The sequence below is a fragment of the Clostridium formicaceticum genome (genome assembly GCF_001854185.1).
Taxonomy (GTDB): Bacteria; Bacillota; Clostridia; order Peptostreptococcales; family Natronincolaceae; genus Andreesenella; species Andreesenella formicacetica.
In genome coordinates this window covers 1,568,358-1,584,263 of sequence record NZ_CP017603.1, presented here as the reverse complement: position 1 = coordinate 1,584,263, position 15,906 = coordinate 1,568,358, and the positions used below count along the sequence as shown (strand labels likewise).

Below are 15,906 nucleotides of genomic sequence, written 5' to 3'. Positions count from 1 at the left end.
CCACTCCCTTTTACTTATCCAGTACTGAAATCAACTGTTGATTGATCTTACTGGCATTTTCCATGATTTTAGTAACCCCCAGAGCAATTTCCTTTAATTCTTCTTTTTCCTTTTCCGTCATAATATTTTCTCTTTGAATTTTTGTTTTTAGTTCATCCAGCGTATGCTGTGTATCGTTTAATACCGTTTCCGTTTCACTTTCAATTTTTTCTTTTAATGCATCAAAGGCACGATTGACTTGCTGACGAACATTCTTCACAAAATCCCCCTGTTTTTTCATCTCATCAAACTGATTCAATACTGCTTCTCTCATGCCAGCTCTAAACGCTTCAATGCCATCCTTTTTAAATACTGCTTTCGTTAACCAATTTCCAGTAAAAACAGAAACTATACTGACAGCTAGAAAGGCGGGCCAGACAAGAGGTATTCCTAACAGTGCCATAATAGCTCCTGCTCCCACTGCACCTCCAAACCCTCCAATTCCACCAACGAAAGCACCTTTGACACCTGCAATACGATAACCCGTCCATACTCCCGCAAGTCCCGGAATAGTAAAGCTGCCTATGGCAGAACTGACAATTCCCTCAACCATTAAATCAGGTGCACCAGTTGGATTTACGAAAATATTGTGAATTCTATCAAGGGATGCTAACATTTCGTCACCAAACTTTTGAAGTCTTACTGCTTCTTGATCAAGGGCTTTTTCAATTTCAATTTGTATCCGTTCAGAATAATTTTGGCCTATATTTTTTGCATTATCACTAACTTGTGAGAGTATTCGCTGCTGTGTATACTCTATATTGTCTTTTTTTATGTCCTCTGCCTGAATATCCACATTATCAATGATTGCTAGAGATTGACTTTCCAACGTCGGCCAAAATTCATCAAGGAGGGGTTGAAGATGATTAAATGCATTTGTTGCGGATGTATTGATGCGGGATAATTCCTCTTTTTTCTTTTGTCTTAAGTGATTAATTTCATTGATGGCCTCCTGATACTTTTCCTCGAATTCTTCTTTTTTCATTGCCAGAGCATTTTCCTGAATTTCTATTGTTTTAAGTATTTCGGAAGAAGTAGCTAATATCCTGTTTACAGGCACTTGCAAAACTACAGCCCCTCGATCTTCCGTCAAGAAACGTTCTAGCTCCTTTTCAAATTGTGGGAAACAACTTTTTTCAAGCAGCTCATCATCGCCTTTTATCTTCCCTTTTAATGCTTGTTTTGCAGATATGCCAAATACTTTTGGTTTCCCCAGCTTTCTTCGATATACAGCAAATTCTTCTGAATCCTCTCCTAAGGTTTTTGCCGCCTTTTTCAGAACATATTTCTCAATCCTATCTGCTATTGATTTAAGAACTTTATCAACTTCATCTTCGTCACAACGATCAATTCCCGTTACCACAAATAAAACTCTGCCCAAATCATTGGTCAGCAGCTTGTTTTCTAAAAAATCTCTTTCATATTCAGAAAAGGGTGATTGTGCCATGATGACTAAAATCGCTGCATCTACCTGTGGAAGTACCGATAGCGTAATATCTGTCATGCTTTTATCATCGTTTAACCCTGGCGTATCAATAATATCAACATTATTTCTACAATAGTTTATAGGGTAATACACTGTTGCTTCTTTTATTTTTTCAGATATTTTTGCTGATTCATCCGTCAGTTTTGTTACATATTCTGGAAGTTTATCTATGGAAATATCTTCAATTTGTCCGTCCTTATACTCAATTTTTACTAAAGGAGATACATTATAGGTAATTCTATTTAATGTGGCGGAACAAGGCAGAATATCCGTAGGTAAGATATCTTTACCTAAAAGAGCATTGATTAAAGTACTTTTTCCTCTTTTAAATTCTCCTACAATTGCAATGTCAAAGGAATCATTAGCAATTCTTTTCAGTATTTCTTCAATGAGCATATTACCGTTTTCCAGCTTTAAATGTTCTCCATATTCCTTTAGCTTTTTTAGATCAGTAGTAAGATCAATGACCAACTGCCTATAGCCTACAAAACTACTGAAATTTGTTGCCTTCTCATTCATCATTAACATCCCCTTTTATCATGATTTTGCTTTTAGGGTATACGACCCCACCTCTAAGCGTTAACGTAGGTGGGATTCTCCATCAGGTGAAGTAGACCCTCCACCTGATTCCCCGGTGCTCAGCTTTAATTGCACAAGCTTACTTAACATGAATTTAATTCCTTAAGTTATGCCATGATTTGATGTAGTAATGAAAATTGCCTCTGTTTTTTCTCTTATCTCTTGTATCATGCTTTTTTGTTTATGGTAAGTATCTATTAACGCATATAACTCAGCTTTTTTGGAGGTTTTATTTTCTTTGATTTCATTATTTAATAACGCCGTTATTGCTAAAACTTCATGATCACTTTGTTGCATCCACCAATTTTTCACTGAATGGATAAGAAACTGCCAGTGCTCATAGTATTTCTCTACAGAAATTTCAACAGCATATTTCATATTATCCAGCAGGTTATAGTTATGAAAGTATTGAGGATGAGGAATAGGTGATGCCTGCCAGTTGAATATAGGAAACCCAAAAGATGTTATGATCTCTATCATACTTTTATCAAAACATGGAGAAGCCTGCCAGTGAAAATTGCATATTTTGCTTAATTCCTCAATTGGTTCCATGCATTCACATTTTCTCATACTGTAATAATCCTCCATAACAGAAGTAAATAGCTGAAATACTTTTTTCTTAAGCTTTTCTGCACATTCTTCATTTGCTATTCTCCAACATCCAGCAGCTTCCGATGCTATCGCCTCTATGATTTCATTTTGTTGGCTATTTTGAGACTTACTTAAAGCACTTGTGAAATTATTTGTAAAAACACTTTTTAAGTGTAAAATATCATCAAGACATTCCTTTAGTGGTTTTTCAAGCTTTTGAAGGGCACATTCCAATGCTTTCCTATATTCACTACAATAGTTATTGATGGTGCTGGTTTTTTGGTCAATGATATATAGGCACTGATCTTCTTGGAATATTTTATTGCTATATAACTTATCAAATTCCTCGCCTGCTTTTTGTATACACTTTACTGCCTTTATGATGGTATTGGCACCTTGCTGTGCCGTAAGAAATTCATATAGTTCAGTTTTAAATATTTCAAATCTGCTCTTCTTTAGTAACTCCCGATCCCCCGCAACAAACGACTGCATAGCCAATAAAGAAGATACACCAAAAATTAACGAGTTATCTAATAACTGTTTAGCTTTTATCCGTATTTTTCCTGGAGAATTTTCTTTCTCTATAAGTTCTAAAACGCTTTTGACTATTCGATTGTGAATATATGTGATGAATTTATTCTGCTCATCTTCATCAATTTCATCAATAAAGGTCACCACAAAAACTATATTTTCAATAGAATCACTTTTTATCAGCTGACCTACAAATTCAGCTTCCTTTTCTGAAAAAGGCGCTAATGCAGAAATAACAACAATAGCAGCATCAATGCAGCCAAGCATATTCATTGTTATTGCTGTCATATCTCTGTTATCATTTAATCCAGGAGTATCTATAATATCAACATGGTTTTGACATATGACGGTTGGATAATGAATAACTGCCTCTCGAATTTCCTCTGCCCGTTTTAAACCTTCTTCGGTAAGCATCGTGACATATTCAGAGATATTATCTATATCTGCAACTTCTGTTGTTTCATCGTAATAAAATATCGTCATAGAGGGTTCTGTCCCATAGGTGATTCTATTAATGGTGGCGGTTGTAGGGGTTACATCTGATGGTAGAATATTTACTCCAAGCAAAGCATTGATTAACGAACTCTTTCCCCTTTTAAATTCGCCCATAACAGCAACATTAAATTTTCTATTTTGAATTAATTCAATAGTTTTATTGATATTTTCAATCTCGTATTTACTCGTACAATTTGCCTGAAATATCTGTCGTAGTTGTATTAGGTAGCCATAAAGCTGAAATTCTATATTCTTATAGTTATCAATCATACTTCCACCCACATATTCTCCTATTTTCAAATGGTCATATCATGTGGCAAAAACCTAAGATAAGACGGTCTTAGTGTAATTTTAGCATATTTCATAAAAAACCTATGTGATTTGCCTGTGAGATGCAGGAATTAAATCGTAGGAAGTCAAAAAGAACAGCTAAGGAGAATAGCTGTTCTTTTTGTTTCTTATATCAAGATTTGTTTTAATAATTTACTATAATTGCGACTAACAGGAATTTCAGCAGTACTACTGGCAAGTTTGAGCAAGTAGGTACTATTAAACATAAGAATAACTTTTTCTATCTTCTCTAAATTCACTAAATAACAACGGTGGCAGCGAAAAAAACCTTGCCTTTGCAATTTTTCTTCCCAATAGTTTAAACTTTCTCGTGTTTTATAAGTCTTTTGCTGCGTCACCACTGTTACTACGCCGCCTTCCACCATAAAATATAAAATATCAGAAGGCTTTAAGAGAATAATTTCTTCTCCTTGATATATAAATACTTTCGAAAATCTGTTGTCATAAACCTTATTGAAATCTATAGACTTTTGTCTTGATACGTATTTTTTCTTACCTTGACTATCAGGATGAAACTTCTTTTTCATTAGCTTCTGAAGGGTATTTCGGATTCTTTTAGGAGAGATGGGTTTTAAAATATAGTCCACAGCATTGACTTCAAAAGCCCTAATGGCATATTCATCATAGGCTGTAACAAATACAATAGCAGGTTCCACTGAAAGTTTTTCAATTTGTTCAGCTACTTCAAAACCATTTACTTCTGGCATTTCAATATCCAAAAAGATGACGTCAGGATTTAGTTTTGGTATTTCTTTTAAAGCTTCTACAGGATCAGTGAAGGTTCCAAGAATCTGTATCTCTTTATATTGTACCAACATGTAGGTAAGCTCCTGCAATGAAACTTTCTCATCATCAATTAGTATAGCACTCACCACTTTTCTTCTCCCCTTACGTTTGTATACATAGCTACAAATTTTTATTTACTCACTCTTTCATTGTTTCGGCTGCTGGATTTCCATGTGGAATCATAATCGTAACCTTAGTACCCTGCCCTGGTTCACTTTGAATCTCAAGCCCCTGATTGTAGTTTGCCTTCAGGCGTGTATGTACATTTAATAGACCAATCCCTTGCTGTGACTTTTTTCCTTTTAATAAATCCTTGATCTGCTGCTGTGTCATTCCCACACCATTATCTGCTATTTGTATCCTTACAGCCTCGGTTTGCTTCTCTACGGATACGGTCACGGTCCCCCCTTCTTTCTTGGGGTAAATACCATGACGCACTGCATTTTCTACAATAGGTTGTAGAATCAAAGGCGGTACCAACACAGCAGTATCCGATCGAATGTCATATTCTACATTTAATCGTTCATCAAACCGCGCTTTTTCAATAGCAAGATAAGAGGAAACAAAATTCAGCTCCTTTTCTAAAGTTATGTAACGACTTGTACTTTTAAAACCAAATTTTCCTCGCAAATAGTTGCTAAATTCATCTAATAGTTCCCATGCCTTTTCTGGGTCAGTACGACAAAAAGCCATAATCGTGTTTAATGTATTATATAAAAAATGGGGTTTAATTTGTGCTTGAAGAAATTGCATTTCCAAACGATCCATGGATAATAATTTTTCAGACATCTGCTCTATAGTCGTAAAAGCCTTTGAAAACCGCACTGAAACAATAATAGATTGTACAAAAATAAATACAAATAATCCAAAGGCTATTAGGTTTCCTGTAAAGATCATCTCACTATAATAAAAAATATCATTGATCACTGTAGCAATAAAAACAACCGATCCTGTCAAGATCATACCTGCTCCTTCTCTTCGCCGAAAAGCAGCCACAGATAGAACATAGAGGATGTAAATACAAAAAATAACCGAAAGTATTTGAAAGCTGGATAACATATGGGTATATATACTGGCAGGTGTAATGCATACAATCGCTGAATAAATGCCTCCAATAACAATAACACCCCTATAGCCCTTGGTGGACATTTCTTTTGGAAAGAGAGCATAAATGAACATATAAAATACCACCATACCTAAATAAAAGGTTAGATACTCTAACTTGAATGCTATTTCTTGAGATAATCCAGGAACGAATTGCTGTAAAAATTTTTCCCCTACTAATAAAATCCTAAGTCCAATTAAAAAACAAAAAATACTAAAGTACAAGGTAGAAGGATCTTTTTTTCCCAAAATATAGAGAGCTAAGTGATAAAAAGCCATAATAAATATGCTCCCAAATAAAGCAACATCTAAAAAAGCGCTGAAGTCATATATCTTACGGACTTGCTCATTGCTGCCAATAAGTAATGACTGCCATATCCCGCCTTTCTTGTGCATGAAGTTAGATACCTGTATAATGATTTCAATCTTAGGCTGATCAGCACTGAAATAAATGATATTTGGCCTAACGTTCGAGTGCGTTGTGTTCTGATCAACCCCTACCTTTCCTCTTACTGACACGAGTTTTCCATCAATCCAAACTTCATGAGATGTGGCAATAGAGGAAACCCTTAGAGCATGTACTTTTTCGTAATCCGGAAGTATAACCTGTAATCGATAACTGCCATAACCATACCCTGTCTTCCCTTTTCCTCGTATCTCATGGGTATTCCATGTTTGTGGTACAGGTATATACGCTTTGTCCAGAGATTCTTCTTGAACAGGCCTAGGCTCCTCTGTCATCAGTAGTTGTTCCCAATAAAACTCCCATTCTCCATCTAACTCTACAGGCCCCTTCTCTTCAAAGCTCCACTGAGATAAATCCAGAACACCATTAACAGCTTTTGGTTTTTCAATGGTATCGCTACAACCACCTATCATCAACGTCCACACTAAAATCACAAAAAAAGTAAAAATACTTCTCGCTTTTTTTTTCATAGTCCCCCACATATGAATGAATCTTAAGAAACAACGAAGCAATATTATATTGTAACTCATTCATCAATTTATCATGATTTTACTTTTAGGCTATACGCCTCTCACCTCTAAGTATTAGCTTAGAAGGGATTCCTATCAGGTGAAGTAGGCTCTCCATTTGATTCCCCGCTGCTCAGTTTTAGCTGGAGGAGTCCACTTTTCAGATTATTAAGATAATTCTACCAAAAACAAGACAACGATTCAAGTTATCTCGTTTTATTTCAACAACTCCTCCACTAGTTTTTTATAGTATCCATTGGTAGCTTCAAAACAGATTTCTCTTGTCTCTATATCTACATAGTTTATTTGAACTTTTATATAATCCTTTGGCAAAATTTCTTCAATTAAATGAGCCCATTCAATCACACATACGCCATCTCCGTAAAAATACTCCTCATAGGGTATGTCCTCCATTTGATCAATATTTTCTATGCGATATACATCAAAATGGTAGAGAGGTATTCTCCCTTGATATTCCTGTACAATCGTAAAAGTAGGACTGGTAACATCCTCTTCTACCTCCAGCCCTATAGCAAAAGCCTTTGTAAAAGTGGTTTTTCCAGCGCCTAAATCCCCTACTAAGCATAAAACATCCTTTGCCTTTACTAAATCCCCTAGTTTCTTTCCTAATGCCTTTGTTTCTTTTTCATTAAAAGTTTTAATACATTTCATCAGTACACCTACTTGTTTTTTCTTTTTATTATACGCTTCTTATGATTATGAATGAATTTCTGACGCTTCATACTTTATTTTAACATAATTAAATCTTTTATCCATATATTCAATAATTTTTTGTTTCCTTGAGATACCCTTTTTTATGAAATATGCTGCGTATACTATATTGAAAAAATACTACAGGGAGGTACATCATATGAAAAAAATGTTAGCATTTGCTTTGGGAGGTTCTTTATTAATAGGTTCTGCCGCCTATGCCTTTGGACTAGAAGGAACAAATAAAGCAGAGGAGGAGCCTATTGTTATTGTCGTGGAGGCAGAAGATCTTCGAGCGGATTCTACCAAGACAACCACAGAAGCCTTAGAAGAAATTTTAGAGATTATCGCAGAAGTAGACCAGCAGGAAGAACTCGTTGAATTACTAGAAGAGGTTTTAGAAGAGCTGTATGAGGATGAAAGTGATTCATCTGTTGATAAGGATGAGAAAGATAAGGAAGATAAGGAAAAAACAAAAGAAGAAATAGCAGATAAAGCATTGGAAAAATTACATAGAAAACTAGAAAAGTATGAAGCAGTCTATCATCGCGTTGCAGCACCAGCAAAACCAGCTATTCAAAAAAATATTGATAAAATACAGCTGAAAATTTCAGATTATACTACAGATAAGTTAAAAGATCTTTTGGAAGAAGAAAAGGACAATCTTCAAAACTTAAAGATAGAAAATAAAGTGATTGAGCTAAAAGTAAATGCACAAAAAACTTTATCAGAAGAAACGCCAGTAAAGCTTATCGAGAAAAAAGCAGAGGATAAACAAATTATTCAAGAATCTATAAAAGAAAAACATAATAGCGATAATAAAAACAAGGGCAATAGCGCTAATGCTAAAGGTAAAAAAGCCAACTAAAAAATAAGACTGTTTCAGTCTTATTTTTTAAGAATTGGTGATATTTTTTTGTAAACTAATAAGGTTGTAAAGGCCATTAACAGTCCTTTAAAAATATTAAAGGGTGTAACACCATAAAGTACTAGGGAAGGTACATCTACAATTCTACTATTCACAACCGTTCCCATCCGTATAATAGCATCTATTGGCATGATTTTTGAGTAAAAAGGAATGATTAAGTAGGTGTTTGATAGCGCCCCAGCAATGGTCATGGTGATTGTCCCCACCAGTACACCTACAAGGGCATGGGTTTTGTCCTTTTTTAAATGATAAATCATCGCTGCCGGTACCACATAGGATGTCGCTACAATAAAATTGGATAGTTCTCCTACTCCCCCAGTAGAAGTCTTCGTTAAAAAGTGTAAAATATTTTTAACGAAGGTGATCACAATTGCTGCTACAGGACCCAATGCAAATCCTCCTATTAGTGCTGGTACATCACTTACATCAATTTTTAAAAATCCAGGAAAAATCGGTAGTGGGAAATGAACAAACATTAAAATATACGCTATTACCGTCAGAACCGACATTTTCACTAGATTGTTAGTGGTAAAGACCTTGTTCTTCTTAAGATTTACTGTTTTTTCTACATTTTGCATAGATAACGCCTCCTTAACAATTAATTCTAAAAATGGCATCTAGGAGAAAATATTTAAGGTGTTTTTAGCAAATAAAAAACGCCAAAAGATAAACTCTTCAGGCGTGTTATAACATTACAAAATTTCTTGTATTATATCTTCTCCCATCCAGACTTTACTGTCGGTACTGGAATCTCACCAGTTCAGTCGATTATAGCATCGACTCGCGGACTATCACCGCCGGTCGGGAATTTCACCCTGCCCTGAAGAAACAATATCTTATGTAGTTTTATTGAACTCATTATACACCTTTTTTTCGTTTTATGCAATGCTTTATGAAGTGTCATTTTATTTTCTTAAGGATTTTAATTTCCTGTTCCAATGTAAATTCATATTTATCAATCAAGTAGGCAATTAGTATTAGCGTACCTAGATAAGGTAAACAAATGAATATCCGTATCCAATCCCTCGACATAATCTCCAAAATAGTAATCCCTGTTAAATAAGGGATGCTTATACCTATGAAGCTCTCTAGTAATATAGCTATGATGATTCCTATAATACTAGCTATAAAAGAAGCAATAAGAGGAGCCTTTGTAAATAGCCATACTAAAATAACAAAAGAAAGATATTGCAACAAAATGTGTATACCAAAATCAAAGTTTTTTCTTACATAATAACAAATAACTCCTTGAAAAACACCTGCGATGAATACCCTTTTTTTATCTGGCTTTATGCCTATCAAAGTCAATCCCAGGTAAATTAACAGCATTGCCTCTGGCATAGCGTTGAAAATCACAACCTTCCAAGGCATCGTCTCCATGATAAAACTCCCTTTTCCCAAAATTTTCCCTGCTGCACTTATTTATTAGACGACTTTACTTCATAAAAGTTTCAAAAAATATTATTTTTGTTTATTTTCTTCATATATATTTTTACAATGGGTTTCTTTTATAAAGAAAATAAACAAAAATCCTGCTGCTGCAAAAATAAAGCAGTACATAAAAGCTTTTTGAAATAATGCTGTTGCTTCTAATACATCTGCATATCGATCAAAAACCCTTCCTAATATAGGTGGAAGCACAGCCGCACCTAGAAAGCCCCCTATATTAACAATGGAGGTAGATATTCCTGCAATGCTAGGATGATTTACTTCCTTTCCACATGCCCAGCCCAAAACAAAGGTAGAACACCCAACACCCATAGCAAAAAACAAAGGGTATAGCATCCCTACTGGTGGTTTTCCTCCCCCTACGAAAACCAGCATCCCCCAGGTTGTGACATAAATACCTCCAAAGCCCAGCATAGGCATTTTTCTGCTTTTCATAGCATCAGAAATCTTACCAATAATAATACATCCCAGCGATAAGCCTAGCATCGCCACCGTTGTATAATTGGGCGCTTCCTGCCTTGAAAAACCATATACCTCCATCAAATAACTAGGACCCCAAGTGCCTGTTAATGTCATAAAAGCGCCAAAAAAACCAACAAAAGCAAGAAAAGGCGGCCATGTTCTTTTATTCAATAATGCCTTCACCAGCCCCTCCCCCAAAGGTGGTGTTTTTATTATCTCCCTTTTCTTTCCTTCAAGGCTTTCTATTGTGGGTAGTCCCATATCCGCCGGAGAATTCCTCACAACCATATAGCACAACAAAGCAATACCCAAGCTAATAACACCAATACCAATAAAGGTGGTTCTCCATGTAAAATATGCTACAAGGACAGCCAGAGGTGTCTGAGCAAAGATGCCTCCTAAGTTTCCCATAAAGGCAGTGAGTCCCGACATAGTAGCGAACTCCCTTTCAAAAAACCATTGGGATTGCACCTTCAAAATAGCTATAAACACTACCGATACACCTATACCTACTAAAAATCTTCCTAGAAAGGCTACAGCAATTGTTGGGGCATACCCAAATAAGATAGAACCGATCGCCGCTACTAGTGTTCCTAAGGTTACTGTTTTTCTAGCCCCTAGAGAGTCTGCCAAAATTCCTGAAGGAATTTGCATTACCATATAGGGATAAAAATAAGCTGAACCTAAGTTGGCAAAGGTTGTACTGGTAATATCAAAAGCTTCCACCAGTTCTTCCCTAACTACTGCTATCGACAATCTGTGAAAAAACACAATAATATATGCTATTACTAATGCCCCCCACACATACCATCTATAGGTTTTTAGCTTCCTTTCTTCTGTTATCATTTATTTTTCTCTCCTTCGATTTGTTATATTTATCAGTCTATCTATACTAATCTCATTCTATCAAAAATATTCTTGGCATAAAAGGTAATAAATTACTACTGTTCTATTTTATCTCTATTTTGTTTTTAGGGTAAAGACCCCCACCTCTAAGCGTTAGCGTAGGTGAGATTTTAAAATCAGGTGGAGTAGACTCTCCACTCGATTCACCGATGTTTCAGCTTGTTGGAACCAGTTCACTTCAGTAGTCTTTATATTACCATAAAAGTTTATAAAAATAATATACCCGCTTTGTCTCAAGACAAACCGGGTATTATGGAAGGGGGAGAATCGCTATGTGATCAACTGCTCTAATGCATAAGCAACACCATCTTCTGTGTTAAGTTTAGTAATAAAGTCAGCTTCATGTTTTACTTTTTCCGGTGAATTGGCCATCGCTACAGCCAGGCCTGCCACCTCAAACATGGCTAAATCATTAAAATTATTCCCAATTACCATTACCTCACTGGAAGATATATTCATCTGGCTCAGTATATGACTTAATGCCCTTCCTTTAGAGGTTCCTAAATTCATTACATCTAAGTAAATATCAGCAGAACAAGTGATATATAATCTTTCTGAATACTTATTTGCTAAGAATTTAAAAGCCTTTTCAATCTTTTGCGGCGCAGCAGAGTAAATCATCTTGTTTGGAGCTTTTTCCACTAAAAACTTATCCATCATTTTGGCTTTAAGTTTTTCTAGCTCCCAGTGTACTTTAACCATTCTCTCATCAAAGGTAATAACTTCATCTTCAAAATAGCAACTAATCGAATATGCATAGGCTTTGCCATAATCTAAAATTTCTTGTGCTAATTCCAAAGGAACAACAGATTCGTAGTGGGTTTTATGGGTTAAAGGACATTTTACCACAGCACCGTTGGCGGCAATCACAGGTAGCTGCAAGCCTAAATCTTTTACATAAGGATATAAAGATGCATAAGGTCTGCCGCTGGCTAAAATAAATTGTATTCCTTCTTTACTGAAGTGCTGAATGATTTTTTTATTTTTTTCCGATACTTGATGATGATCGTCTAATAGTGTTCCATCCATGTCAAGTACTACCAATTTATAACGCATACTGTTCACTCCTAATTTATCCCTGTCCATAGTAAGCATTTTTTCCATGTTTTCTTAGGAAGTGTTTGTCTAATAGACCATCACTAATAGCCTCAGTGTCTGGTGAAAAAGATAGCGTATAGTAAGCTAACTTAGCTATTTCTTCCATAATTACTGCATTTTCAACTGCCTTTTGAGGATCTTTTCCCCAGGAAAATGGACCGTGATTTTTTACAAGTACTCCAGGAAAATAGTTAGGGTTTTTGTCTATAAATCCTTCAATAATCACCTTTCCTGTTTCTTCTTCATAATCTCCTTCAATTTCCTGCAATGTCATTTTTCTGGTACAAGGTATTTCACCATAAAAGTAATCGGCATGGGTAGTTCCTAAGGCAGGAACCCCTTTCCCTATCTGGGCCCATACTGTGCTCCAATGAGAATGCGTATGCACCACGCCCCCAATGTCAGGAAAAGCTTTATAAAGTACTAAGTGCGTGGGGGTATCAGAGGAGGGTTTCATATCTCCTTCCACCTGATTTCCCTCCAAATCTACCACAACAAGATCCTTTAATGTCATTTCCTCGTAAGGCACACCACTAGGTTTAATAACAACGAATCCTTTTTCTCTATCAATTCCGCTTACATTGCCCCAGGTATAGGTGACAAGGTTGCGCTTTGGCAGTTCTAAATTGCCTTGTAATACTTGCTCCTTCAATTTTTTCAACAATCCTTGACCCTCCTTAACTAAGCATGAAATAAAACCTTATTCTTTCCCTATCTGATTAAGAGCCATCATATTTTCTTTTAGGTTTAGATACACCTGTTTATACTGTTCATAGTATTGATCATATTTTTTCGTATTTTCTAAGTTTGGTTCAATGGTATCTTCAAAGTCCAACCATGTTGTTATCACTCCTGGGTCCTTAATGACACCAGTAGCCAGTCCTGCTAATAGTGCATCTCCTAAGGGAGCCTCTACATCATTTTTTATAATTTTCACAGGGCGTCCTGTAACATCCGCATAAATCTGAGGCCAAATCGTAGACTTTGAACCTCCTCCGACAAGAATCGTTTCTCGATCCAGTACTGCATCGGTTTCGGCTACCATTTCCATATTATGCCTTAAGGAATAAGCAACCCCCTCCATAAAGGCTTTATATAAATGGGCTTTGTTGTGAAATAAGCTTAATCCAAGAATTGTACCTCTGGCATTACTATCCCATATTGGACTTCGTTCTCCCATAAAGTAGGGAAGTACTAGTAAACCTTCTGATCCAGCAGGTACATCCTTTGCCTTTAACTCTAGTAGTGTATAAGCATTAATACCTAAACTCTCCTCTGCTGCCATTTCCTGAGCTCCGAAGACATCTCTAAACCATCGCACCACAGCTCCAGCAGTAGCCGCTCCTCCAAAGGTATAGATAATCTCCTTGGAATCTATCGTATGGGGCATACTCACTAGTTTTGGAGAAAGATTGGGTTTATTGGTAATAAAGCCCCAACACATGGAGGTCCCCGTCATAGCCACATGGTTTCCTTCACTGAAGGCACCAGCACCCAAAGTAGCTACAGGCGCATCTACACCACCACAGATTACTGGTGTATCTACCTTCAATCCAGTTTTTATAGCCGCCTCCTTTGTAATTCCCCCAACAATCTCAGTACACTCTACAAGGCGTGGAGGAAAAAATCCCAAAGGAATACCCAGCTTTTCTATCATTTCTTTAGACCATGTTCTTTCCTTGAGGTTGAATACCCCTCCAATATTTCCTGCTGAGGAATAGTCTACAGCTACTTCTCCAGTGAGTTTATAAACTAGATAAGGTGCTGGAGGCAGAAAATATTGTATTTTGTCCCAAATATCCAGGTTATTCTTCATCCATAAGATTTTAGTAAACCCGAAATAAGAGTTTACAGAATTTCCCGTTACCTCAAACAGTTCATCAAGATCAATATTTTCTTCTACCCACTTTACTTCAGCTTCTGCCCGCCGATCCATCCAGATTAAACAAGGGGCTAATGGTTTCATATCCTTATCCACAGGGATTCCAGATCCCCCATACAAGCTGCTTATAGCTACGCCTTTAATGTTCTCTGCCCCAACGTTAGATTTCTCCACCACTTCTTTAATGGTAGCATAGGTAGCCTCCTCCCATGGTTCTGGCCATTGCTGCGCCCAAGAAGGCTTAGGCGTCTCAACATCATAACCTCTATAACTATGGGCTAAAACTTTACCTGCTGGATTTATCAAAACAGCCTTGGTACCCTGAGTTCCTATATCTACTCCGATTAGATACGCCATCTTTCCAACTCCTTTATCCCTTTTATTTATGTAGATACTGAGTAAATTTCTTAGAACTTTCTGTTTTATTCTAGCAAATTAAATCCAATGCTCTTGCTATGGCTTTAATAAAACCTTTATAGCATCTGGCATTTGAGCCTTTTGAAAAGCTTCTACAAAATCTTCTAGTTTATAACTGTGTGTAACAATTCCCTCAGCAGTTACTAACTTACGTTCAAACAAATCTATGGCAATCGGATAGGTATATGGGGATAAGTGAGATCCTCTTATATCTAGTTCCTTTCTATCTCCGATCACACTCCAGTCGGTGGTGGTTTCTTTGCCAAATACACTAAATTCTATAAATCTTCCTAGTTTTCTCACCATTTCCAGCCCTTGCGTTACCCCTATTGGAGAACCAGTTGCTTCGATATATACGTCACATCCATATCCATCCGTTAAGTCCTTAACCTTTTTCACTGCATCTTCTTCCTTAGGATTAATACAAATATCTGCTCCAAACTTTTTAGCCATTTCTAATCTTTTTTCATTTACATCTAATACAATCAGCTTTTTCGGCGTTTTTAAAGCAATCAACTGTATCATACATAAACCTAAAGTTCCTGCTCCAGCCATAACTACCACATCTTCAAACTCAATATTTGCTCTTTGTACTGTGTGAATTGCACATCCCATTGGTTCAATTAAGCTGGCTTCTTCTGGTGTTACACCATCACTAATTTTATGAATCTTTGATGTGCTGCTAAATTTCATATATTCTGCCATTGCACCTTCAGCAACATCTTTTTGGAAACCATAGATATTATGTACTTCGCACATCCAATATTTTCCTGTCTGGCAGAAACGACACTTACCGCAGGGATTAATTTGATCTGCTGTTACCCTGTCACCAACTTTTAACTCAAATTTCTCTGCTGCACCTTCTCCTAGCTCTACAACCACACCATAAAATTCATGTCCAGGTATAACCGGAGCTTTTAGCCAAGGATCTTCCCCAGCCCAATACATATCAGATCCATAGTAAGCCTTTACATCACTACCGCAAACCCCACAAGCTTCAACTTTAATCAGTACTTCTTCCTTCCCGATTTTTGGTACCGGTACCGCTTCTACTCGATAGTCCTCTGGACCATAGCATACAACAGCCTTCATTTTACCTGATAAATTTGTCATAAA

At 36.5% G+C, this 15,906-nt stretch carries 13 protein-coding genes and 1 riboswitch; of the genes, 1 reads left to right on the top strand and 12 read right to left on the bottom strand.

Features of this window, described 5'->3' with window-relative positions; genetic code table 11:
• Positions 1-10 precede the first annotated feature (10 nt).
• From BJL90_RS07340 to tsaE, 5 genes are all read right to left on the bottom strand, one after another.
• Positions 11-2,044 (bottom strand): dynamin family protein, encoded by a 2,034-nt coding sequence (locus BJL90_RS07340; protein WP_169824199.1) that lies wholly within the window; start codon positions 2,042-2,044, stop codon positions 11-13.
• Between the two features lie 162 nt (positions 2,045-2,206).
• Positions 2,207-3,991 (bottom strand): dynamin family protein, encoded by a 1,785-nt coding sequence (locus tag BJL90_RS07335; protein WP_156894484.1) that lies wholly within the window; start codon positions 3,989-3,991, stop codon positions 2,207-2,209.
• 188 nt (positions 3,992-4,179) lie between these two features.
• Positions 4,180-4,944 carry a LytR/AlgR family response regulator transcription factor gene (locus BJL90_RS07330; protein ID WP_156778729.1) on the bottom strand — a complete coding sequence of 255 codons (765 nt, stop codon included), beginning with the start codon at positions 4,942-4,944 and terminating at the stop codon, positions 4,180-4,182.
• 52 nt (positions 4,945-4,996) lie between these two features.
• A complete protein-coding gene (locus BJL90_RS07325; RefSeq protein WP_070965981.1) occupies positions 4,997-6,898 on the bottom strand; it encodes a sensor histidine kinase in 1,902 nt (633 codons plus the stop codon).
• A gap of 255 nt (positions 6,899-7,153) precedes the next feature.
• Positions 7,154-7,609 (bottom strand): tRNA (adenosine(37)-N6)-threonylcarbamoyltransferase complex ATPase subunit type 1 TsaE, encoded by a 456-nt coding sequence (gene tsaE, locus BJL90_RS07320; RefSeq protein ID WP_205684281.1) that lies wholly within the window; start codon positions 7,607-7,609, stop codon positions 7,154-7,156.
• Positions 7,610-7,808: 199 nt separating this feature from the next.
• Here tsaE and BJL90_RS07315 point away from each other — a divergent pair, with 199 nt between their 5' ends.
• Positions 7,809-8,516 carry a hypothetical protein gene (locus BJL90_RS07315; RefSeq protein WP_070965976.1) on the top strand — a complete coding sequence of 236 codons (708 nt, stop codon included), beginning with the start codon at positions 7,809-7,811 and terminating at the stop codon, positions 8,514-8,516.
• Between the two features lie 20 nt (positions 8,517-8,536).
• Here BJL90_RS07315 and BJL90_RS07310 read toward each other — a convergent pair whose 3' ends face one another.
• From BJL90_RS07310 to BJL90_RS07280, 7 genes are all read right to left on the bottom strand, one after another.
• Positions 8,537-9,154: an ECF transporter S component gene (locus BJL90_RS07310; protein ID WP_070965973.1), complete on the bottom strand. Its 618-nt coding sequence runs from the start codon at positions 9,152-9,154 to the stop codon at positions 8,537-8,539.
• 131 nt (positions 9,155-9,285) lie between these two features.
• Positions 9,286-9,408: riboswitch (FMN riboswitch) on the bottom strand.
• Positions 9,409-9,476: 68 nt separating this feature from the next.
• Positions 9,477-9,977 carry a hypothetical protein gene (locus BJL90_RS07305; RefSeq protein ID WP_156778728.1) on the bottom strand — a complete coding sequence of 167 codons (501 nt, stop codon included), beginning with the start codon at positions 9,975-9,977 and terminating at the stop codon, positions 9,477-9,479.
• A 60-nt stretch (positions 9,978-10,037) separates the two neighbouring features.
• Positions 10,038-11,333 carry an MFS transporter gene (locus BJL90_RS07300; protein ID WP_070965968.1) on the bottom strand — a complete coding sequence of 432 codons (1,296 nt, stop codon included), beginning with the start codon at positions 11,331-11,333 and terminating at the stop codon, positions 10,038-10,040.
• 330 nt (positions 11,334-11,663) lie between these two features.
• The gene (locus BJL90_RS07295) at positions 11,664-12,449 is read right to left on the bottom strand and encodes a Cof-type HAD-IIB family hydrolase (protein WP_070965965.1); all 786 of its coding nucleotides are present in this window, start codon (positions 12,447-12,449) and stop codon (positions 11,664-11,666) included.
• A 16-nt stretch (positions 12,450-12,465) separates the two neighbouring features.
• Positions 12,466-13,155: an L-ribulose-5-phosphate 4-epimerase gene (locus tag BJL90_RS07290; RefSeq protein WP_070965962.1), complete on the bottom strand. Its 690-nt coding sequence runs from the start codon at positions 13,153-13,155 to the stop codon at positions 12,466-12,468.
• Between the two features lie 36 nt (positions 13,156-13,191).
• On the bottom strand, positions 13,192-14,730 hold the full coding sequence (locus BJL90_RS07285) for an FGGY-family carbohydrate kinase (RefSeq protein ID WP_070965960.1): 1,539 nt from the start codon (positions 14,728-14,730) through the stop codon (positions 13,192-13,194).
• A 96-nt stretch (positions 14,731-14,826) separates the two neighbouring features.
• Complete coding sequence (locus tag BJL90_RS07280) at positions 14,827-15,903, bottom strand: alcohol dehydrogenase catalytic domain-containing protein (RefSeq protein ID WP_070965957.1); 1,077 nt, start codon at positions 15,901-15,903, stop codon at positions 14,827-14,829.
• Positions 15,904-15,906 lie beyond the last annotated feature (3 nt).